Below are 24918 nucleotides of genomic sequence, written 5' to 3' on the forward strand. Positions count from 1 at the left end.
GAGGTAAAAAATATGGAAAGAAAAAGTTTTTTGAAAAAACTTAAAAATGAGTATATTGGAAGAGGATTTGTTACTTTCTGTGGTTTTTTGATAGTAATACTAACCCTCTCAATTATATTTTTTGTAGCGTCTAAAGGTATACAAACTTTTACTAAAGATCATTACTCATTATTTAAATTTTTATTTTCTAGTGTATGGCAGCCAGACAGTGCACCAGGAAAGTTTGGTGCATTGATTTTTATGAAAGGCTCTGCATTTGTGTCAATTGGAGCAGTAATTTTAAGTACTCCTATGGCTGTAGCATTAGCTGTGTTTATGAATATGATATCTCCAAGGCTTGGGCAAAAATTACTTCAACCATCGCTTGAGTTATTTGTTGGAATTCCATCGGTTGTATATGGTTTTATTGGAGTAATTGTCCTTGTGCCATTTATAAGAAATAAATTTGGGGGAGTAGGGTTTAGCCTTTTGGCAGGAATACTTGTATTAAGTATAATGATACTTCCCACTATTGCAAGCTTATCTTCTGATGCTATTAAAAATGTTTCAAAGGACTATATAGAAGCTTCTTATGGACTTGGTGCGACAAGATGGCAAACAATATATAAAGTGATAATTCCAGCAAGTAAAAATGGTATACTTACAGGAATAGTTCTTGGACTTGCAAGAGCTTTTGGTGAAGCACTAGCAGTTCAAATGGTTATTGGAAATACAATTAAAGCTCCAAAGGGATTAACAGATTCAACTACAACTCTTACAAGCATTATAACTATGGATATGGCAAATACAGCTAATGGAACTGCATGGAATGACGCGTTGTGGTCACTTGCATTTTTACTTTTAATAATTTCATTTGCATTTATAATTTTAATAAGATTTATTGGAAGGAAAGGTGAAGCACGATGAAATCTAAAGTTGTCGATAAAATAGCTACAGCTGTGCTGTATATTATGTCATTATCTATTGTAGTGATTTTAGTGCTATTTATAGGGTACATTTTGTATAGAGGAAGAGAATCACTTAATTTGAATTTTTTATTTGGAAATCCTAAAGTTGCTTCAGCCGGTGGGGGAATAGGACCACAGCTTTTTAATTCATTTTATATGCTTGTGATTTCACTTCTTATAACAATACCACTTGGAGTTGGCGCTGGAATATACTTATCTGAATATGCAAAAGAAGGTGTTTTTCTTAATTTTATAAGGCTTTGTATCGAGACAATGGCTTCACTTCCTTCTATAGTAGTAGGATTATTTGGTCTTTTGGTATTTGTTACAATGACAAAATGGGGATTTACTATTTTATCAGGAGCACTTTCAATTACAATACTTAATTTACCTTCTATGACAAGAGTCAGTGAAAATGCTATTAGAGCTTCTTCAATAAAAGTCAAGGAGGCTAGTCTTGGACTCGGGGCAACTAAATGGCAAGCTATAAAAACTGTGATTTTGCCTTCATCAATACCTCAGATACTTACAGGAGTGATCTTGGCAGCTGGAAGAATATTTGGAGAGGCTGCAGCACTTTTATATACATCAGGTATGAGTGCCCCAATACTTAAATACAGTAATGTTAGTTTAGTCGGCAAAGAATCACCATTTAGCTTGTTTAGACCTGCAGAAACTCTTGCAGTTCACATATGGAAACTTAATTCAGAAGGAATGGTTCCGGACGCAGCTAAAATAGCCAGTGGAGCGTCAGCAGTTCTTGTAATAATGGTTTTATTATTTAATTTTTTGGCTCGTATAATCGGAAGGAAGATATATGAATCATACAGTGGAAAATAGGAGGAGATTTAATGGGCGTAATAGAAACTAAAAATTTAAATTTATATTATGGAAGTGTTCAGGCTTTAAAGCAAATAAGCTTAGGTTTTGAAAAAAATACAGTTACCGCACTCATAGGACCTTCCGGATGTGGAAAATCAACATTTTTAAGAACTATTAATAGAATGAACGATCTTATAGACAGCGTAAAAATTGATGGAGAGGTATTATTTGAGGGTAAAAATATATATAAGGATTATGATGAAATAGAACTTAGAAAGAGAGTTGGAATGGTATTCCAAAGGCCTAACCCGTTTCCAATGTCTATATATGACAATATAGCTTATGGACCTAGAATACATGGTGTTAAGAATAAAAGTAAACTTGATGAAGTTGTAGAAAAGAGTCTTATTGGAGCAGCGCTTTGGGATGAGGTTAAAGATAGACTTAAGAAAAACGCCCTTGGACTTTCGGGAGGTCAGCAGCAGAGACTTTGTGTGGCAAGAACTCTTGCTGTTGAACCAGAAGTGCTGTTAATGGATGAACCTACATCAGCGCTTGATCCTATTTCAACACTTAAAATTGAAGAACTTATGGATGAGCTTAAGAAAAAGTACACGGTTATAATTGTAACACATAATATGCAGCAGGCTGGAAGAATATCAGATAATACAGCATTTTTCTTAAGTGGAGAGGTAGTTGAAAGTGGTAAAACAGAAAACATTTTTTATAAGCCTCAAGATAAGAGAACAGAAGATTATATAACTGGTAGATTTGGTTAAAATAATATATAAAAGTGTAGGTGAATGTATATGACAAGAAAGGTATTTGATTTACATCTTGAGGAACTGCATACAGATCTTTTAAGAATGGGAAGTTTTGTTGAAAAACAAATATATGAATGTATTGAAGCTCTTGTTAACCAAGATATAAAAACTGCAGAAGAGATTATAAAAAATGATGATATAGTTGACGGCATGCAAAAAAGCATAGAAGATAAGGCTATAAGGCTTACAGCAATGCAGCAGCCTATTGCAGCAGATCTTAGAAATATATTTACTACTGTTAAAATAATTACGGACCTTGAAAGAATTGCTGACCATGCTGTTGATATAGCAAAGGCAATAAAAAGGCTTAAAGATGAAAAGTATGTAAAACCTCTAATAGATATACCTAAGATGGGCAATATAGTAAAAAATATGATAAAGGGTGCTCTTGATGCATATGTTGATGAAAATCTTGATAAGGCATATGAGGTATGCAAAATGGATGATGAGCTGGATGCCATATATAAGCATGTTTTTAGTGATCTTTTGCTTATGATGGGAAGTGACTCTAAAACAATAAATCAAGCCACTCAATTTTTATTTATATGTAAGTATTTTGAGAGAGTTGGTGATAGAACAACTAATATTTGTGAATCTACCATATATCTCATAACTGGTGAACAAGTCGATTTAAATGATTAGAAATTTTTTGGGAAAGGATCTATAATATCCTTTCCTCTTTCATTATATAGTGATTAAATGGTATACTAATTATATCAGCTTGAATTTTTACCTAATGTAATTACTTTCTTGACTTAACATCCCAAGTAATGTATATTACTAGAGTGAAACTACTGTAAAACTTAAACTATTTTTATTCCCCAATCACGGATTTTAATGGGTTATGGTACATATATAGTTTTTGGTTCTGCTTGTTTCACTATAAAAGATAGATTAAAGATATTTTAGGAGTGTAACCATGGAAAATGTAATCTCTAAAGTTTATAAAGGAAGCATAGCTGAAGAGCTTGGTATTGAACCTAAAGATAAACTTATAAGCATAAATGGGAAAAAGGTTAAAGATATTATAGACTATAGATTTATGATGTGCGATGAGTATGTAGTAGTTGAAATAGAAAAACCATATGGAGAAGTATGGGAGCTTGAAATAGAAAAGGAATATGATGATAAGCTTGGAATAGAATTTGAAAATGGGATTCTTGATAATGCAAAATCATGCACAAACAACTGTATATTCTGTTTTATAGACCAACTTCCAAAAGGAATGAGGCAAACTCTTTATTTTAAGGATGATGATTCAAGGCTTTCATTTTTACAAGGCAATTTTGTAACTCTTACTAATATGAGTGATGATGATATTAATAGGATAATAGATTATAAAATAAGCCCTATTAATATATCTGTGCAAACAACAAATCCTGAACTTAGAATTAAAATGCTTCACAATAGGTTTGCCGGAAATCTATTACCAAGAATGAAAAAGTTGGCGGATGCAGGCATAGAAATGAATTGTCAGATTGTTTTATGTCCTGGTATAAATAATGGAGATGAACTTATTAAAACTGTCAATGATCTATATGCATTTTATCCTGCAGTTAAAAATGTAGCAGGTGTTCCAGTTGGTGTTACTAACTATAGAGAAGGATTATTTAATGTTGATACTTTTGACTCTGAAAAAGCAAAGTTGGAGATAGAAAATGTAAAAAAACTTCAAGAAAAGTTTATGAATGAGATAGGCTCTCCATTTATAAGGCTTTCAGATGAATTTTATGTTTTGAGTGGTGAAAGGATACCTAGCGCGGATTTTTATGGAGATTTTGATCAATTTGAAGATGGTATAGGTATGATAAGAACCTTTAGGGATAATATAAAAGAAAACATTGAATTTCTTTCAAAAGATATTAAATGTTCTTACACGATGATTACCGGTGTTTTGGCTTATGATGAAATAAAAGCTGCTGCTGATGTGATCATGAAAAAAAATAAAAACATAAAAATAAATGTGATTAAGGTTATAAATGAGTTTTTTTGGAGAAAAAATAACTGTAGCAGGTCTTTTAACGGGTACTGATATTATTAAGTATGCAAAAGAAGTGAACTTGGAAAGTACGTAATATTACCAGAGAACATGCTTAAAAGTGATGAAAAAGTATTTTTAGATGATGTGAGTGTAAGTGATTTAGAAAAAGAGCTTAACAAGAAAGCTATAATATGCAGAAGTAGTGGAGACGATTTAATACAACTTATTAATGAAAATAGCAAGGAGGAATAAAAAATGGCAAGACCTATAGTAGCTATAGTTGGAAGGCCAAATGTTGGTAAATCAACTTTATTTAATAAATTAGCGGGTAAAAGAATTTCAATAGTGGAGGATACTCCAGGGGTTACAAGAGATAGAGTTTATGCTGAATCAGAATGGGTAGCAAAAAAAATTTACAATAATTGATACTGGTGGTATAGAACCAGAAAACGATGATATTATACTATCTCAAATGAGACGTCAAGCACAAATTGCAATAGAGATGTCACATGTAATAATATTTATAGTTGATGGAAAGCAAGGACTTACAGATGCAGACAATGAAGTAGCTCAAATGCTTAGAAAAAGTAAGAAACCTGTTATACTTGTTGTAAATAAGATAGATAAAAATAAAGATGAAAATAATATTTATGAATTTTATAATCTTGGCTTAGGTGATCCGATTTCTATATCGGCTGCTCAGGGACTTGGTCTTGGAGATATGCTTGATGAAGTTGTTAAGTATTTTGATTCTATTGAAGCTAATGAACCGGAAGAAGAATATATTAAAGTTGCTGTGGTTGGAAAACCAAATGTAGGAAAATCATCCTTGATAAATAGAATTCTTGGAGAAGAGAGAGTTATAGTTAGTAATATTCCTGGAACAACAAGAGATGCTATTGATAGCTATCTTGAAACTGACCTTGGAAAATTTATTCTCATTGATACAGCAGGTCTTAGGAAGAAAAGCAAGATAAAAGAGGAAGTTGAAAAGTATAGCGCTGTAAGAACTATGGCAGCTATAGAAAGATGTGATGTATGTGTGCTTGTTCTTGATGCAAATGAAAGTGTAAGTGAGCAGGATGAGAGAATAATAGGTTATGCACATGAAAGTAATAAGGCTATTTTTGTTATAATTAATAAGTGGGATTTGGTTGAAAAAGATGATAAAACCATGAAAGCATTTAAGGACAATATGGCAGTTAATTTTTCATTTATGGCATATGCTCCGTATCTTTTTATATCTGCTAAGACAGGTCAAAGAGTACATAAGGTGCTTGAGGTTATTAAAAAATGCTATGATAATTATAATAGAAGAATTGCAACAGGTGTTTTAAATGATGTTATAAGTAATGCTGTGCTTATGAAAGAACCACCTGTAGTTGGGGTTACACGTCTTAAAATATACTATGTAACTCAGATAGGCACTAAGCCTCCTACATTTGTGTTTTTTGTAAATAATCCTAATGCACTTCATTTTTCCTATCAAAGATACCTAGAAAATAAAATAAGGCAAAGTTTTGATTTTGAGGGAACAGGTATTAAAACAATATTTAGGGAAAGGAAGGAGTAAAATGAACGGTATAACTTTTTTGGGAGGGGGTAGTTTTGGAACTGCCCTTGGAATTATGCTTGCGGGCAAAGGTTATGACGTTTTAATATGGGATAGAAAAGAAGAAATTATAAACGATATAAACGTAAATAAAAGAAATTCAAGATATCTTCCCAAAGCTGTAATACCATTTAATGTTAAGGCAACACCTGATATAGAATATGCGGTTACGCAAAATAAATATATAGTTCTTGCAGTTCCATCGCATGTTGTAAGAGAAATGTGTGAAAAAATTAAGCCTTTTATAAAGGAAAGCCAGATAATAATAAATATTGCAAAGGGTATAGAAGAGCAAAGCCAAAAAAGGTTGTCTCAGGTTATAGAAGAAGAGCTGCCTAAAAATGCAGTTGTTATATTGTCTGGACCAAGTCATGCAGAAGAAGTAGCAATGGAGATTCCAACTACTGCAGTTGTTTCTTCAAGCAAAATGGAGTATGCTAGGGAAATCCAAGACGTATTTATGGCAAACAAATTTAGAGTGTACACTAACAATGATATTATTGGAGTAGAGATAGGTGGCGCTGTAAAGAATATAATTGCATTGGCTGCGGGAATATGTGATGGAATGGGATATGGTGATAACACAAAAGCTGCCTTATGACAAGAGGTATGAGCGAAATAGTTAAAATAGGAATAAAACTTGGTGGAAGAATTGAAACTTTTTACGGTCTTACAGGAATGGGCGATCTTATAGTTACTTGTACTAGTATGTACAGCAGAAATAGAAGAGCTGGTATACTCATTGGAAATGGCATGCCTTGTGAAGAAGCCTGCAAACAAATTGGAATGGTTGTTGAGGGAGTAAAAGCTTGTGAAGCATTTTATGAGCTTAGCAAGTTACTTGAGGTGGATATGCCTATAACCAATGCTCTTTACAATGTGCTATTTAAAAATAAAGATCCAGAAAATCAAGTTCACGAACTTATGGTAAGAGAAAAGAAAAGTGAAATATGATAAAAGGGCTTCGAGCATAAGTTAAGTCCAATGTCATCAACCTAATATTCAATAATTTAGATAAATAGCTATACTATTGTAGATAAAGCAATGGTATAGCTATTTATTAAAATAAGGTTTTTTTACTTAGATTGAGGCGCTCAATATGTCTCATATGATTATGAAAATTTCAATAGGAGTAAGTGTTTATCTTTACTTACAAATTATTGTAGAAGTTAAATATTTAAACAAATAGGGATTTTAAGAAAATCGTAGATTTTACATATCTAATTTTCTCAGAACACTCCAGTACATAGAATTTATAATTGAGACTTTAAATAAAAGGTGTTATAATACACATATATTAATAATTTCCATTTGAGGTAATTTTATATGAAAATGACTTTCTTAAAGAGGTAACTTAACATATTTGATAAAGAGTGTAAAAAAATAATACACTTTGCTTGCGTACTTCAATCCCGGAAATTAAAATTGAATAAGTTCGACTGTAATCGATATCATTGATAATTACTAAGAAGAGAAGACACGAAATTGATGCACTAATAGATGATATAACTATTCAAGGTGCTGAAGTTGGTATGATGGAACTTTTAAATTGTATCGGAGTCCAGTTTTCTAGCAATCTAATGAAAGAGGGGGTTACATATATGGTGAAAACTATAATTTCTGCTTTTGAACAGCAGGCAGAAAAAACTCCAAACAAAGTAGCTGTAATATTTGGTAATAATGAAATTACTTATGATGATCTTAATAAGAGAGCTAACTCTTTAGCAAATTATATGGTAAATGAATATGGCATTTCTTCAGGTGATATCATTCCACTGGTTTTGGAAAGAAACGAAAAAATTATTGTTGCAATATTAGCAATCTTAAAAGCTGGGGCTTGCTATACAGCTTTATCTAAAAAATATCCAAAGTCTCGAATAGATTATATTAAGCAGCAAACCAAAGCTAAACTAGTTATTGATGATAAGTTCCTTTCTCAAAATTTCAAGCCGCATGATAGTAATTTGAATGTATCGATGGATATCAACGATTTAGCCTATATTGTTTATACATCAGGAACAACAGGAAATCCAAAAGGGGTTTTACATACTCATAAAAGTGTTGTAAGTCATATTCAGTCCTATTGTAAATATCTTCAACTTGATACAAGTGATAGTTATAATATGCTGCTTTTGGTTAATTATATTTTTTCAGTTGCAACAACTCAAATATTTGGAGCACTATTAAATGGACATACATTAGTGATTTCAGCACCAGATTGTCTTGAAAATATTGAAAAATTCTCAGACTATATTAATGAAAAGGAGATTAATTATTTTCAGTGCACGCCGTCCCTTGCTGATAGTTTAGATTATAAAAAGTTAAAGCATGTTCGTACTGTAGCAGTAGCTGGAGAAAAAATTCCTAAAAGTCTTTTTTATAATACACATGAAAATGAGATTAAATTAGTCAATGTGTATGGACAATCAGAATTTCACGCTGGAACTGCGAAGGTTATAGAAAAGGTAGAAGATATTAAAAAAATCGGAGCGGCACTAGATAATATGACCGCTTACGTTTTGGATGAGAATTTAAATGAAGTGGCAATTGGTCAAGTTGGTGAAATATGCGTTACTGGTAATCAACTTTCAAAAGGGTATTTTAAATTAGAAAATGAAACAAAACTCCACTTTATTCCTAATCCATTTGGCGAAGGAATGCTTTGTAGAACAGGTGATTTAGTAAAAAGACTTGATAACCATGAATTTGAGTTTGTTGGTCGTAATGATTTTCAATTAAATATTAACGGTATACGTACTGAACCTGGTGAAATAGAGGCTCAAATTGAGAAGGTTCCTGAAATTGAAAAATCTGTAGTTGTTGGATATGATGATAAATTTATTGCAGCTTATTATGTAAGCCATAAAAAGCTGGAAGAAGAATACATTAGATCAATTGCAAATAACTACTTAGCAGAGTATATGCAGCCTCAAATATATGTTTGGTTAGAACAACTGCCCCTTAATGTAAATGGAAAACTTGATAGAACTAATCTACCCAAAATAGAAATTGATATGGCACAATATAAGGCTCCTACTACAAAAACGGAGAAGTTTATTGTTGCAGCAGTAGAACAAATTTTAAAATTAAATCATGTAGGGTTGCTGGATAACTTTTTTCATTTGGGCGGCAATTCGCTCATTGCCATGCAATTGTCCAATTATGTATACGAAAAGGCTCATAAAAAATTAAGCGCGCGAGATATTTTTGATAATCAGCAAGTAAAAGAATTAGCTAAATTATTAGATTCGTTAGAAATTGAAGATGAAACTACAATTAAACCTGTAGATGAAAAAGAATTTTATCCAATGAGTCCTGCACAAAAAAGAATGTTCATTTTTTCATGAGATGAATAAAAATGAAACAACTTATAATGAACAAACAGTAATAGATTTTTCTTTTAAAGTGGACGAATCAAAGCTAAAGCATGCTCTAAAAGAAATGATCATGAGACATGAATCTTTGCGTACAAAAATTTTTAAATATAAATGGTGAGTATGTTCAAAAAGTAATGGCTGAAAATAAACTAGATTTTGAAGTAGTACCTTACACTGAGGACTACTCACAATTTGTGAAACCATTAAATCTTCGTACAGGACAAACAATGAGAATTCGATTATTACAAGGTTTAGAATATAGTTCGCTTTTTATTGACAAACACCACATAATTACTGATGGTACAAGTGAAGAAATATTTTATCAAGAACTAGGAAAACTATATGAGGGTAATAAATTAGATGCACATATTTTACATTATAAAGACTATAGCGTTTGGTTCAATGGGCTTGATTGTGAGGCTGAAAGGAAATGGTGGAAGGATTACCTTTCTGATTACCAGCAGCTTGAATTAGCAACCGATTATAAACAAGATAAAAATCATAGCCCTGAAGGCAAAACATATAAAATTTCCATAGATAAATCTCTGATAGAAAAGATTCACTCATTTGCTCTACAGAATGGAATTAGTGAATATATGCTTTTTTTTAGTTCAATTAGTATTCTTTTATCAAAGATGTATCATAGTGAAGACTTCATTTTAGGAACAGTTACTAATGGTAGAATTCACGAAGCTACTGAAAATATGCTAGGTATGTTTGTTAATACATTGCCTATACGTGTAAAACCTTATTCAAAATTAACAGTGAGAGAATTTATAAACAACGTAAAGGATAATATATTAACTGCAATTTCAAATCAAAATTATCAATTTGAAGAAATAGTAAAAGATCTTCATGCGACAAGTGGAATTGGGAATCCGCTCTTTGATTGTATGTTTGTTTATCAAAATATTAAAGCAAGTACATACTATTTTGATGGTAAAGCAAAGAAAAATTCATACAAAACAACTGAAGCAAAATTTCCTCTAACCTTTGAAGTTGAGGATACAAATTCCAATATGCAGTTGTTACTTAATTATGATTCTTCATTATTTATGGCTAATACAATTGAAAGCCTTGCTGCTCATTTAATTGATACTTTGAAAATTTTTATTAGCAGCCTAGGGAAGAAGCTTTCAGATATATCTTTTGTTAATGAACAAGAACGTTCAAAGCTCCTAGATTTTAAGAAAGTAGGAGATCACAAAAATGTTATTGAGTTATTTGAAAATCAAGTAAAATTAAGGCCTAACGATATTGCTTTAAGAGACAACGATAAGTCTTTTAGTTATAAAGAATTAAATACAGAAGTCAATAAGTTAGCTAATTATTTAATAGAAGAACTAGAAGTTCAAACTGAACAAAAGATACCATTAATGCTCAAACGTACTCACAAAATGGTTGTTGCGATTCTTGCCGTATTAAAAGCTGGTGCAGCATATGTACCAATTAGTTTGAAATATCCTAAGGAACGTATCCAATATATCGTAGATACTTGTGAAGCTGATTTCGTTATAGATGATAAATTTATGGATCAGGAATTTCCTAATCATATAAATAATCCTGAAAAAGAAATAAAATTTAACAAGCTAGCCTATATGATCTTTACTTCAGGCACTAGTGGAAAACCAAAAGGTGTTATGGTCCAACATAAAAACTTGAGTAATTATGTTACTGAAGTTGCGAAAATGGACAAGTCTGCGATGCATGCAGGAGTTGTAAATGGGGCTTTTTTTGAATATGTATTTGATTCATCTATTCATGATTTGATTAGACCATTTACTATGGGTGAAAGTGTAGTCATTTTAGATACAGATTTAATTTATGATATTGACTTGTTTATTCATACTTTGAATAAATTTCAAGTAAATGCAATTGGTATGACACCATCATTGGCAGCTAGAATCGATCTGAAGAAAGTACCAACCATGCAAGTTATTCACTGCGGCGGAGAGGCAATTACACAGGAAGTAATTAATAAGTATAAAGATTCTTCAATTCAATTGAATAATTGTTATGGCCCAACAGAAACAACTGTGTTAAGTTTTGTGAATAATGATGTTACGGATTTGTCCATTGGCAGACCAGTAGGTGGGGTTGAACCTTATGTGTTAGACGATAATAAACAGCTTCTACCTATGGGAGCAGTTGGTAATTTATATATTGGTGGAAATCAGGTAACCTGCGGCTATATAAATCAACCTAAAGAAACGGCTGAAAGATATATTAAAAATCCATTTGGACAAGGTATAATCTATGACACAGGTGATTTGGTTCGAGTTTTGAATGATGGCTCATATCAATATTTTGGGAGAAAGGATTTCCAAGTAAAGATTCGTGGCTATCGTGTTGAGTTAGGTGAAATCGAAAATAAACTTAACGATATAGAAGGAATTGATCAAGTTGCTGTTATTGCCAAGAATGATAACTTGCTTGCTTATTATGTTTCTAATCGTGACTTTAAAAGAGGTGAACTATATAATGAGTTAGCAAAATTTTTACCTGAGTACATGATTCCAATGGCATATATACGTATGGTAGAGTTGCCACTTACTATTAATGGAAAGTTAGATGTTAGAGCTCTACCTGAACCAGTATATAAAGATGAATATATTGCTCCAAAAACAGCACGTGAGAAAGAAATTGAGAAAGCTTTCTGTAAGGTTTTGGGCTTAGACAAGGCTTCAATAAACGCAGATTTCTTTCATTTAGGAGGAAACTCTATTGCTGCAATTTCTCTTGCTAGCTTAATAAATGTTCCAGTAAAATCAATATTTGAGGAAAAAAATATTTTAAATCTTGCTAAAGTAAGTGAAAGAACTCAAGTTGTTGAAAAACAAGTGTTTAATAGTGAGAAAGATCAAAATCTATCCTATGCACAGGAACGTCTTTTCTTCATTGATAAGCTGGAGCAGGGAACTAATGCATATAATATTCCTATTCTATTAGAACTTAATAAAGAAGTAAATCATGAAAAACTTGAACAAGCGATTAAAGAGGTAGTTAATCGTCATGAAATTTTAAGAACAATAATTGTGGACTCTTACCAAAAAGTGTTAGATAAAACTATTGAAATCACACATGAACCAATAGATATAGATGATTTCTTTGCGTATTCCTTTGATCTTGAAAAAGAAATACCTATTAAAGTAAACATTTATGAAGATACAATGGCCGTAAATATTCACCATATTGCTTTTGATGGTTGGTCTACTAATATCTTCTTGAAAGAAATAGTTCGTTTGTATGATGGTGAGGCTCTTGATCCTATAGAAGTGCAATATAAAGATTATGCAAGATGGCAGGTTACATCACAAAGTAAAGACTTGTTAAAGGAAGAGAAAGAGTATTGGTTAGAAAAACTTTCTAGTTATGAAACACTTGATTTTCCAACTGATTTTCCTAGACCAAAACACTTTGATTATGATGGAAAAGAGTTTGACTATGAATTAGATGAATTGCTAATTCAAAAGTTGAATGAAATTGCCAAAGAGCATAATACTAGTCTTTTTTGCGTAACGCTTAGTGCATTTATGTTACTTTTGTCAGCATATACAAATCAAAAAGATATTGTTTTGGGAACCCCGATTGCAAATCGTCATATTCAGGGTACCGAGAATATGATTGGATTCTTTGTGAACGCACTAGTTATCCGTTCTGTTATTAACTCAGACGATACTTTTAGTGAATTAATAAATCAAAATAATGAGCAGATGTTAGAGGCTCAAAAGCAGCAGGATTTACCTTTTGAACAAATAGTTGATGCACTTGAAGATGAAAAAGATTTATCACGAAATCCAATTTTTCAAATTGCGTTTGGATTTCAGGATATTGCTGAAGATGTTGAACGTAATGACTTGTTTACTTCAGTTAATGAACACCTGCATCTTCACAGCACAAAGTTTGATATTTCGGTTATGCATAGAAAAAATATAGTCAATTTTACTTTTGCAACGAAGCTTTTTAAAGAAAAAACTATTAAAGAACTGGCAAAAACTTATGCATTAGTTTTAAAACAAGTAGTTAAAAATCCCCAAATCATGATTTCAGATATTATTTACAATCGTGAATTAGATCAGAAGGAGAAAGAAGAATATCCTGATCTTCCTGTTCATACACTATTTGAAAAACAAGCAAAACTTTATTCAGACAACAAAGCCCTCGTGTTTGACGAAAATAGTCTTACATATAAAGAATTAAACCAAATTTCAAATCAATTTGCCCATACGCTGATTGATAATTATGGTGTAGTTCCTGGTATGCATATTCCTATTTTGATGAAACGAAGTGAAAAATTTGTAATAGCAATATTAGGTATATTAAAAGCTGGTGCAAATTATGTACCAATGAGCCTTGAGTATCCTCAATCAAGGATAGACTATATTACAGAAAAAGTTAATGCACCGTTTGTTGTTACTGATGATTTTCAAATTATTTCAATGGATGTAACAAATCCTAATGTTCCAGTATTTGGAGACTCATTAGCTTATATTATTTTCACATCAGGAACAACAGGAGTTCCTAAAGGAGTTATGATTGAACATCATGGAGTTGTAAATATGATATGTAATCTGATTAAGTTGCTTGACATCACTCCAGAGACAAAAGCAGTACATTTTGCTGATTTTGTATTTGATACCTCTGTTTGTGAATTGTTCTATACATTACTAGCAGGTGCAGCTACTTATTTATTAGACGATCAAACTCGTATGGATTATCAATTGTTAAAGGAAATAATTAAAAAAAATAATATTTCATTAGCAGTATTACCTCCAGCAATTTTAAATTCTGAAGACTTGTTATCATTAGATACTTTGATTGTTGAAGGTGAATCAACACCAAATAATATTTACCAGGCTTATGAAAATAGCGGTACAACCATAATTAATGGATACGGCCCAACTGAAACAACAGTATGTGCGACTGCTAAATTCTATGAACACGGAATGAATTCGAATAACATAGGTAAACCTTTAAAAAATGTTTCTGTGCATGTATTAAATGATTCACTGCACGAAGTTCCAACAAATGGTATAGGTGAATTATTTATTGGTGGTGCAGGTATTGCAAGAGGTTATATAAGGGACGAGGAAAAAACAAATAGTTCTTTTATTTATCATCCTAAGTTTGGGAGAATATATAAAACTGGTGATTTGGTTAAGCTGTTACCATCTGGAGATTTAGTTTATATTGGTAGAAATGATTTTCAGGTTAAGGTTAGGGGATTCAGAATAGAGTTAGGTGAAATTGAAGCCAAATTAATGGAACAAGATTCTATTGTTCAATGTTTGGCCTTGGTCAAAGGTAACAATATAGTTGCTTACTATAAGGGTGAGTTACAAAATACCTTGGAGGAGTTATTACCAACATATATGCTTCCAAATAGTTACGTGCAGCTGGATGAATTCCCATTGACACTGAATGGAAAAATTGATCTTCGAAAACTACCAGAACCTGTGATTGAACACAAAGAATTTATTGAACCTCAAAATGAAAGGGAAAAAGAAATCGCAAAGGCATTTAGAGAAGTATTAGAAATTGATAAAGTTTCGGTACTGGATGATTTTTATAAACTCGGAGGGAACTCTATTCTTGCTTTAAAACTATCAAATAAAATAAATTTACAGGTAAAGCAGATATTTGAAGCAAAAAATATTCGTAATTTAGCTAAATTAAAACCAAGATTAATAAAGGTAGCAAAAGAGAAATTCGCATCTGAAGACAAGCAAGTTCTTTCATTTGCTCAAGAACGTTTATGGTTTATTGAACAGTTTGAGGGAGGCACGAGTGCTTATAATGTTCCAATAATACTGCGCCTATCAAAGGATGTTTTAATAGAAAATCTTGAAAAAGTTCTCTATAAGATTGTAAATAGGCATGAAATACTAAGAACAATAATTAAGGATAATTATCAGGTTGTGACTAATAATACCTTTAAGATAAGCCATGATTCAATTAATATTCAGAACTATGTTGATGAAGTTTTTGATCTAGAAAATGAAATTCCAATTCGAGCAAATATTTATGATAATAAGCTGGCATTAGTTATTCATCACATTGCTTTTGATGGTTGGTCAATTGAACTTTTACTGCAAGAACTAATCAAACTTTATCATGGTGAAAGGCTAGAGCCATTGAGCGTTCAATATAAGGATTATGCTAGTTGGCAAAGGAAATATCTTACGGATGGAATAATTGGAGAACAGATTGATTTTTGGAAATCAACTCTTGAGTCTTATGAAAACTTAAATCTTCCAATTGATTACGAAAGACCGAAAAATTTCACATATAAGGGATCAAATGTTCAATTAGCATTTCATAAAAAGTTACAGGAAGATTTAAATGCACTGGCAAGAAAGCACCAAACTAGTCTTTATACAATAATGTTAAGTGCATTAGATGTAATGTTAGCACAGTTTAGTTATCAGCAGGATATTGTTGTTGGAACACCATTTGCAAATCGTCATATTAGTGGTACAGAAAACTTAATAGGATTTTTCATTAATACATTGCCAGTAAGAACTTTGATTACCGAAGATATGACTTTTGAAAAACTTATTAAAGAAAATCATCATGAGGTTATTCAAATTCAAAATCATCAGGATATTCCTTTTGAACAAATTGTAAAAGCACTTGATGTGGTACAAGATTCATCAAGAAATGCTATTTTCCAAATGTTATTTAGCGTTCAAGATTTCTCAAAAAATACATTAGTTAAAAATGATTTATTTGAGGATATAAATAGTGGAATAGATTATAAGATTGCGAAATACGATTTATCCGTTATAGTTGAAAATGGATACATTAGCTTTAATTACTGCAGCGATCTTTTCAAAGAATCAACTATTCAATCCATGTTAGAAACTTATGTTTCAGTATTGAATAGAATAATTGAAAATGACAAAGCAGCAATATGTGAATTCACAGTATCCAACGATTATGCAAAAGGTGATATTATTGATTATCCAAATAAAACGGTTGTGGATTTGTTTAAAGAACAAGTAGCACGTACACCAGACAATATTGCAGTTGAATATCAGAATATAAAATTGACATATAAAGAATTTGATAAGCTAACTAATCGTTTAGCAAATTATTTGCTGGTAAATGGTATTAAGCCTGGAGATCGAATTCCTTTGCTACTTGAACGCAGCGAAAAAATGTCAATTGCTATTTGGGGAGTTTTAAAGGCAGGCTGTGCTTATGTTCCTATTTCTCCAGAATTCCCAGAAGAAAGAAAACAATATATTCTTGAACAGATTGGTGCAAAACTAATTATTGATGAATCGTTTGATGTGTATAAGAAAACCAGTGAATGTGATTCTGGAATAAAACCTTCCATGAATGATCTTGCTTATATAATTTTTACTTCTGGAACAACTGGAAGACCAAAAGGTGTAATGATTGAGCATGCTGGGCTTAGCAATCGTGTTCAATGGATGAATAAAACTTATACAATAACAGAAAATGATAGAATTTATCAAAAAACTAACTATGTATTTGATGTTTCTGTTTGGGAACAAGTATGGGCGTTATTAGCAGGTGCGCGTATCGTATTTGCTTTAGAAGGTGGGCATAAAGATCCGCTTTATTTAGCAAGAGAGATTAAGGATAGACAAATTACAGTAATGCATTTTGTTCCAAGCATGTTAGATGCATTCGTTGATACTTTAGAAATGTATAAAAAAGACTTTAATACAGAGAGCTTTGATATTAGTTCCTTAAAATACGTCTTTTGTTCAGGCGAAGCATTAAATATTAATAGTGTTAGGAAGTTTAGAAGTCTTGTTCCTAAAGCTAAAATGTACAATTTGTATGGTCCAACTGAGGCAAGTATTGATGTGACATATTTTGATTGCAATGATCCTTCACTAAAAAAAGTACTCATTGGTAAACCAATTGCAAATACTAACTGCTATGTATTAAGCCGTTCAAATCATTTATTACCCAAAGGGGCGATTGGTGAACTAGCTTTAGGTGGTATTCAGTTAGCTAGAGGATATATCAATGAGCCAAAACTAACAGCGGATAAGTTTATAAAACATCCTAATCTTGGACGAATTTATAAAACTGGGGATCTTGTTAGATTACTTAATACGGGAGAATTTGAATATCTAGGACGTAACGACTTCCAAGTTAAAATTCATGGATTACGTATTGAACTTGGAGAAATTGAAGCTAGACTTACTAAAATTACGGAAATTAAGCAGGCGGTTGTGTTAGCAATCAATGAGCATCTAGTTGCTTACTATCAAGCTGATAAAGAGTTATCAGATGAATTTCTTAAACATGAATTGGAAGAAAGTTTAACTGATTATATGATTCCTAGTGTATTTGTTTTTATGGAAAACTTTCCACTTACTATTAACGGTAAATTGGATAGAAGAGCGTTGCCTATACCTACATTTAGATCAGAAGAATTTACACCACCAGAAACCGAAATTGAAATAAAACTGCAAGAAATAACTGCAGAGGTTTTAGGTTTAGATAATAAAGAGGTAAGCGTAACAGCAAGTTTCTTCCATCTTGGAGGAGATTCAATTAAGGCAATTCAGTTAAGCAATCGAATCAAGCAAAAATTGAATCAAACTATAACCATAAAACAAATTTTCGCTGCAAAAACTATTAAGAATCTTTCACAATATATTGGAAAAAGTTAACGAGATAGAAGTATTAAGTGAACAAGGTGAATTAACAGGAGAAGTTAAATTACTTCCAATTCAGGAATGGTTCTTCGAAGATTTTAATTCCAATTACTTTAACCAGGCTTTTGCTATTTCATTACCAAGAGACATTGATTTAGAGCGTCTTAAAAAAGCTTTGATTGATTTAGTAAATTATCATGATGCGCTGCGTTTATCTTTTGATGGAAAAAAACAGTATTATACTGAGAAAATATATGATATTGACATGTTGACTGCCGATTCCACAGAAGAATTCAATAGTATCCAAGAAAGTTTTAAGCTTAGTGGAAAGCTTTATCGTTTCCTGTTTAAACAAAGTGAGAATGTTTTGGCTGTAATATGTCATCACTTGATAATTGATACTGTTTCTTGGCAGATTATTGCCTCAGATTTAAAAGAACTTTATGAGGGAAATACGCTTCCACCAAAAGGAACTAGCTATCGTCAGTGGTGTGAAGAAGTTAGAAAATTCAACACGACTGGGTGGTCTTTAGAAGGGAATATAAGCGAGAAAGAAGTATTTAAAACATCTGATAAATACAAGAGAATCACTATTAAATTTGATCATGAGTTGACGAACAAATTATTAAATAAGGTCAATCAAATTTATAATACTAAAATTAATGAAGTATTGTTTACAGCTTTTGCACGAGCATTAAAATCCATCCATGGTGAAGAAATTAGTCATATTAAATTGGAATCTCATGGACGAGCTGAAATTGCTGAAAATATTAATATTCAACGAACGGTAGGGTGGTTTACAGCTATATATCCTCAAAAAATTTCAACTGACCTTATAGAAACGAAGCATTATAACAGACTTGTCACAGACTATGGAGTTGGTTATGGTGCAAAATATGGAATACACTCAAACAATCTACCAAATATATTGTTTAACTATTTAGGTGAAATAGATAATGGAGCGTCAGATGATTGGTCAATTATTACTAGTGATCTTGGAGACACAACTAATGTTAAATTAAAAGACTATTTGGCTGTAAATGGTGGAATCTTTCAAAAAAAATTGACTTTTGAACTTAGTGGTAATTTAGAAGGTATTGAAAGCTTGGCAAGAGAATATCAAGTTAAGTTAAAGGAATTAGTAGATGAACTGTTAGGGTTGGATAGAACTTACCTTACAAGTGAAGATCTAGATTTAGCCATATCTCAAGAAAAATTAGATGAGCTTCAAAAGTATCAAGAATTGGAAGATGTTTTATCCGCTAATGCCCTGCAAGAAGGATTTATATACCATGCATTAAATAATGTCACAAATGATGATGCATATATTTGTTCTTACATTTTTGATTATGAACAAGTAATAGATGTTGATAAATATCGTAAAGCATGGTCTATAACTCAAAAGAAATATCCAAGCTTGCGTTTATGTTTGAATTATAATTATGAAGAGATACTTCAGATAATTCCTAAGAAGGGTAATTTAGATTTTGAACTGCTGGAGAATGACCATGTAGGCAAGGTTGTGCAATCTCAAAGAATGACTCCTTTTGATTTGAAAGCTGGAAGCCTGTTTAGAATTAGACTTATAAGGCATGACGATAGTCATTATACTTGTGTCTTAACAAACCATCATGCCATATTAGATGGATGGTCTAATCCTATTATGCTGGATTTTGTACATGCTACCTATGATAAGTTGTGCAAGAATCAAAAGGTGAATATTAATGAAGATATTGCGTATATTAAAACTCAGAAATATCTTGATAGAACTAAAAATGATTCGGCTGATTTTTGGAAAAAAATATCTTAGAGAGGTATCTCATCCTGATTTAGCTGGTCTATTTAAAGAAGAAAAACACACAGTAAAGCTTGAAGAAATAAAGAGGATTGAAAAGCCAAAAGACAGTATATTTGAAATTACTGGACGTAATTATAGCAAACTTAAAGAATTTGCAAATAATAAGGGTCTCACAATTAATATTATTGTTCAATATGCATGGCACAAATTGTTAAGTGTTTATGGCGGTGTTAAAGAAACAACTATCGGTGTTGTTAATGCAGGGCGAAATATTCCTGTAGAGGGCATTGAAGAAAGTGTTGGTTTGTATATTCGCACTTTGCCCGTACAATTTACTCATACTAATGACAGTATTGTTTCTCAGCTTCAGCGATTACAAGATATTAATAATGATTGTATGATGCATAGTAATGTTAGTCTTGCAAGTCTTCAATCAAACGGCACACGGCTGTTTGAAACGTTGTTTGTCTATGAAAATTATCCATTACCAAAGAATAATGGAGATAGTGATAAATTGCGAATAACTCATTTTTACGGACAGGAAAAATTAGATTATCCAATAACTGTTGTTCTTTATGAGAATGAGGATGGGCTAAATTTCCGATTTAAATATGCAGGTGAGATTTTTGCGGAAGATATAATCGATCAGTTGTTTAACTTTATGCAAAGCATAATTGAACAAATACTTCAAGAGGTTGATGAATTCACTTATGTAAAAGAGATACCTGATTTTGGTACAGCATACTATCCAGAAACTAATATTATTGAACAATTTGAGAAACAAGTAAAACTTCATCCCAATAATACTGCCTTGAAATTTGGAAATTTAAGCTATAGTTTTGAGGAATTGAACTCAAAAGTAAACCAAGTAGCACATACACTTGTTGAAAGTACTGGAATAAAATCAGGTGACCGTGTACCTCTTTTACTAGAAAAGTCAGAGAACATGATTCTTGCAATTCTTGCAATATTAAAAGCAGGTGCCGTTTACGTTCCAATGTCACCCACTTATCCTTTAGAAAGAATTGAATATATTAAAGGACAAGTAAAAGCAAAAATTGTGATTGATGAAGAGTTTATGAAGCAAGAGTTTTCAAGTAAAAAAGAAAATCTTCCAATAAAGATTCTACCAAATGATTTAGCATATATTATTTTTACCTCTGGAACGACAGGTAGACCCAAGGGGGTAATGGTAGAACATCGTAATTTCATAATTTATTTGGAAGATATACTTTCGGCTATAAGGCGTACTGGAACAAAAGATATCGAATTTGGTTGTATTGCAGAATACGTTTTTGACATTTTTGGAACTGAAGTATTTGGACAATTATTGAGAGGTAGGACAGTAAACTTATTTGCGGGGACTCCAGAAGAATTTCCAGAGTTCATGAAGAAGCATTATGTAACTACTTTACAATCGACTCCTGGAAAAATTACATATTTATTCCAGGATAATAGTGAGGAAATTCTTTCTACATCTCTTACAACGATTATGGTTGGTGGAGAGAAGATGAATGATGCTTTTGCAAGTCGTTTCAAAGATATTAACTTAATTAATATTTATGGCCCTACTGAAGGAACTGTTTGGACATCAATGAAGAAGGTTTCAGATAACTATTCAAATATTGGGTTGCCATTTCCAAATTATTCTCATTTTATATTGGATGAAAATAGAAAACTTCTTCCAAAAGGAGCGGTAGGAGAACTTTATATAAGTGGTCCTCAACTTTCACGAGGATATTATGGTCAACCAGAGTTAACAGAGAAAGTTTTTGCTGAAAATCCTTATAACATAAAAGGGATTGAAGAATACAGTCGTATTTATAAAACTGGAGATATTGTTCGTGTATTGCCAAATAATGAATTTGAATTAATAGGTAGAAACGATTTTCAAGTAAAAATAAGGGGCTTTAGAATTGAATTAGGCGAAATTGAAAGTGCCATGTTGAAAGTCAAAGGTGTAAAGCAAGTGCTTGCTCTAGCGTTAGGTAAGGAAGGTAGTAAATATTTAGGAGTATATTACCAGAGTGATGAAGAAATTCCACGTGCTGAGATCGAAAAAGTATTATCTCTTTATTTAACAGATTATATGATGCCTGCCGGCTATCAACATGTAAAAGAATTTCCATTGACTATTAATGGGAAAATTGATAGAAGAGCTCTACCGGAAATTACCTATAAAAACGATGTGGATTTTGTCGCTCCTCATAATGATGTAGAACAATGTGTTTTAGAGGCAATATGTAATTTACTTGATGTTGATCCTGACACTACATCCATATTAGAAAGTTTCTTTATGATTGGTGGAGATTCAATAAAAGTAATTAAGTTAGTAAGCATATTGAAGAAAATTTTTAATAAGAAAATTACTATAAAAGAGATCTTTGATGCTAAAACAGTTCAGGGAATTGCACAAGTGCTTCAAGCTTCTCATTATAGTAACGAAATGAATAGACTTATTGTGACAAAACAAGATTTTAAAAATAAAGAAGATCAAAAACTTTCTTTTGCACAGCAAAGATACAAAAAGTTACCTATAGATTCTTATAGAAATATCAAGATGGCTTTCAAAATTAATGAAGGAATAGATCCTGAAAAATTAGCAAAAGCAGTAATTAAAGTTGTTGATAGGCAAGAAATATTACGTACTAGAATTTATGATACCTATCAAGTTGTAGATGAACGACCATTAGTAATAACTCATAATAATATCGATCGTTCTGAGTATTTTGCTCATCAGTTTGACTTGAAAAATGAAATTCCTATACAAGTTAATATATTTAATGGGGAATTTGTATGTGTAATAGACCATGCAGCATTTGATGGTTGGTCAACATCTTTGTTCTTAGATGAAATTGAAAAAGCTTATTACGAAGATGAATTACCTGAGTTACCTTATCAATTTAGAGATTTTGCTAAATGTCAGAATGATTTTTTAAACAGTGTTAAGAAGAATCAACAAGTGGATTTCTGGCGTAAAGAATTCAAGAATTATGAAGGATTAAAGCTTCCAGAAGATCGTGGTTTAGGTGACACTGCTAAAAGCAAGGGTGGAGATGTATATATCCATTTAGAGGATGATTTTTATGATCGATTGACTAAAGTGGTTAAAGAAAGAAATATGACACTACACAATGTATTGCTGGGTACGTACTATTTGATGCTTTCAAGTGTAAGTGGACAAGAGAATATTCCGATTGCTATACCGACTGTAAATCGAAATATACAGGGACTGGAGAACCTAATTGGATTATTTATCAATCAGTTCCTATTAACAATGGATATTGATAAAACCCAAAGTTTTTCAAACGTTTGTTGATAAAATTAATAACAAGATTATTGATGCCCAAAATAATCAAGATATTCCTCTTGAACAGTTAATTTATGAACTAGATATAAAACTAACTGGTAATAATGTTTATTTTGGTATTCAAGGATTTAAAGGTGAGGCTTTAGAACATTCGAAATTGTTTACTTCCATTTCAGAAATGACTGGACATTCAGATAAAGATGCATTTTGTGATCTTACGATTTTTGTATGGGGACAAAATATAGATTTTAATTATGATCGAACCTTGTTCAAAGCTAACACAATTGAGAGGTTTTCACGTATTTACAGAGCTATTTTAGAAGAAATAGTAAATAATATAGATATTAAAATTAAAAATTTGATTGGAGAAAAGTTAAATGTTAATTGAAATGTTAAAAGGAAAAATTCATCGTGCAACTGTCACACAGGCAGAATTAAATTATGTAGGTAGTATCACAATTGATGAAGAATTAATGGAAGCAAGTGATATTATCGAATATGAAAAAGTTCAAATTGCTGATGTTAATAATGGGGAACGCTTTGAAACCTATGTTATTGCAGGTCCACGTCATTCAGGAATGATTTGCCTGAATGGTGCAGCAGCTCGTTGTGCTTCTGTAGGGGACAAGGTTATTATTATGAGCTATGCTCAAATGGAGCCCAAAGAAGCAAAAGCGTCAAAGCCTTACGTTGTTTTAGTCGATGAAAAAAATATGGTTGAAAAAAAAGTAAGATATGAACAATATGGACTATTAACTGAAGAGTTGAAAAGTTTATGAGAAATCGTGGATTTTTAACCCCAGTAACTGAAAATTTCCTGCATGCCTATGGTGTTGGAAAAGTTGCTTTTGAATTAGCTTTAAAATCCAATGTAGATCCAGAAACTGCCTTTATTGCAGGCAGTCTCCATGATCTAGGTGGAGCAATTCCTGATAGTGATCGAGTTGAAGTGGCAGAATCTTTAGGTATTGAGTTATTTGAAGAAGAACGTAAGGTACCGATGCTTGTTCACGCAAAGCAGGGAGATTATTTTGCGCAAGCTTTGTTTGGAATTGAAAATACTGATGTACTAGATTCAATTCTTTATCACACTACCTGTATTGATAATGCAAGTACTTTAGTTAAGATAATTTTTCTTGCTGATAAAATTCAATGGGATCGGAATGGTGAGCCTCCATATTTAAAGGACTTATTAAAGGCTTTAGATAATTCTTTAGATGAAGGATGCCGGTATTTTCTTGAATGGCTTTGGAACTCTCAGCTTTATGTGATTCATCCTTTTCTTGTCAGAAGTTATGGTTATTACTCGAAAGGGCAAGAGTTTACACCATCGAGCAGGAAAACTAGAAATGTTTATTTAAGCGAAGATATCAAAAGAAAGTACTTTTTAAATGAGATTGTTTACGAATTTAAAAAAGCTTTTGAAATGGGAAAAAAGCTTCGGAACCTTTTATAAAGGGAAGTGAGAGCTTTAACAAAGCCTTTATTGCGGGTGCGTTAGCAAATAGTGTAAATACGATTTTTCAAAATCAGCGACTATATGTAGCAAACAAGGTTGGGATAGAAACTAAACATGAAACAAATGAATCACTACTTCCAAAA

11 protein-coding genes and 3 pseudogenes are annotated in these 24918 nt (G+C 31.9%); all 14 read left to right on the forward strand.

Annotated elements, in window-relative coordinates; genetic code table 11:
* Nucleotides 1-12: 12 nt before the first annotated feature.
* The 14 genes and pseudogenes from pstC (at nt 13) to yqeK (ending at nt 24772) form a co-directional block, all read left to right on the forward strand.
* Complete coding sequence (gene pstC / locus AGR56_RS01010) at nt 13-906, forward strand: phosphate ABC transporter permease subunit PstC (protein WP_053240789.1); 894 nt, start codon at nt 13-15, stop codon at nt 904-906.
* Nucleotides 903-1787 carry a phosphate ABC transporter permease PstA gene (gene pstA / locus AGR56_RS01015; protein WP_053240790.1) on the forward strand — a complete coding sequence of 295 codons (885 nt, stop codon included), beginning with the start codon at nt 903-905 and terminating at the stop codon, nt 1785-1787. Before pstC ends, pstA begins: the two co-directional genes overlap by 4 nt.
* Before the next feature lie 11 nt (nt 1788-1798).
* Entirely contained in the window at nt 1799-2548 is a 750-nt protein-coding gene (pstB, locus tag AGR56_RS01020) for a phosphate ABC transporter ATP-binding protein PstB (RefSeq protein WP_053240791.1), read from the forward strand.
* A 30-nt stretch (nt 2549-2578) separates the two neighbouring features.
* Entirely contained in the window at nt 2579-3235 is a 657-nt protein-coding gene (gene phoU, locus AGR56_RS01025) for a phosphate signaling complex protein PhoU (RefSeq protein ID WP_053240792.1), read from the forward strand.
* A 277-nt stretch (nt 3236-3512) separates the two neighbouring features.
* Nucleotides 3513-4826: pseudogene (locus tag AGR56_RS01030) on the forward strand (DUF512 domain-containing protein).
* Nucleotides 4827-4829: 3 nt separating this feature from the next.
* Nucleotides 4830-6147, forward strand: a pseudogene (der, locus tag AGR56_RS01035) (ribosome biogenesis GTPase Der).
* A 1-nt stretch (nt 6148) separates the two neighbouring features.
* Nucleotides 6149-7140, forward strand: a pseudogene (locus AGR56_RS01040) (NAD(P)H-dependent glycerol-3-phosphate dehydrogenase).
* A 500-nt stretch (nt 7141-7640) separates the two neighbouring features.
* Nucleotides 7641-9533 carry a non-ribosomal peptide synthetase gene (locus tag AGR56_RS20570; protein ID WP_084756822.1) on the forward strand — a complete coding sequence of 631 codons (1893 nt, stop codon included), beginning with the start codon at nt 7641-7643 and terminating at the stop codon, nt 9531-9533.
* A 107-nt stretch (nt 9534-9640) separates the two neighbouring features.
* Nucleotides 9641-18223, forward strand: a complete 8583-nt coding sequence (locus tag AGR56_RS20580) for a non-ribosomal peptide synthetase (protein WP_053240794.1) — start codon at nt 9641-9643, stop codon at nt 18221-18223.
* The gene (locus tag AGR56_RS20585) at nt 18210-20018 is read left to right on the forward strand and encodes a condensation domain-containing protein (protein ID WP_053240795.1); all 1809 of its coding nucleotides are present in this window, start codon (nt 18210-18212) and stop codon (nt 20016-20018) included. Before AGR56_RS20580 ends, AGR56_RS20585 begins: the two co-directional genes overlap by 14 nt.
* Nucleotides 19969-23325 (forward strand): non-ribosomal peptide synthetase, encoded by a 3357-nt coding sequence (locus tag AGR56_RS20590; protein ID WP_198149882.1) that lies wholly within the window; start codon nt 19969-19971, stop codon nt 23323-23325. The genes AGR56_RS20585 and AGR56_RS20590 overlap by 50 nt, the downstream gene beginning before the upstream one ends.
* Nucleotides 23291-23704: a condensation domain-containing protein gene (locus tag AGR56_RS20595; protein WP_053240797.1), complete on the forward strand. Its 414-nt coding sequence runs from the start codon at nt 23291-23293 to the stop codon at nt 23702-23704. Before AGR56_RS20590 ends, AGR56_RS20595 begins: the two co-directional genes overlap by 35 nt.
* On the forward strand, nt 23694-24095 hold the full coding sequence (gene panD, locus AGR56_RS01070; RefSeq protein WP_053240798.1) for an aspartate 1-decarboxylase: 402 nt from the start codon (nt 23694-23696) through the stop codon (nt 24093-24095). The genes AGR56_RS20595 and panD overlap by 11 nt, the downstream gene beginning before the upstream one ends.
* Nucleotides 24092-24772, forward strand: a complete 681-nt coding sequence (gene yqeK / locus AGR56_RS01075; RefSeq protein ID WP_053240799.1) for a bis(5'-nucleosyl)-tetraphosphatase (symmetrical) YqeK — start codon at nt 24092-24094, stop codon at nt 24770-24772. Before panD ends, yqeK begins: the two co-directional genes overlap by 4 nt.
* Nucleotides 24773-24918: the final 146 nt, after the last annotated feature.

This window comes from Clostridium sp. DMHC 10 (assembly GCF_001270375.1).
GTDB classification, from domain to species: Bacteria; Bacillota; Clostridia; order Clostridiales; family Clostridiaceae; genus Clostridium_S; species Clostridium_S guangxiense.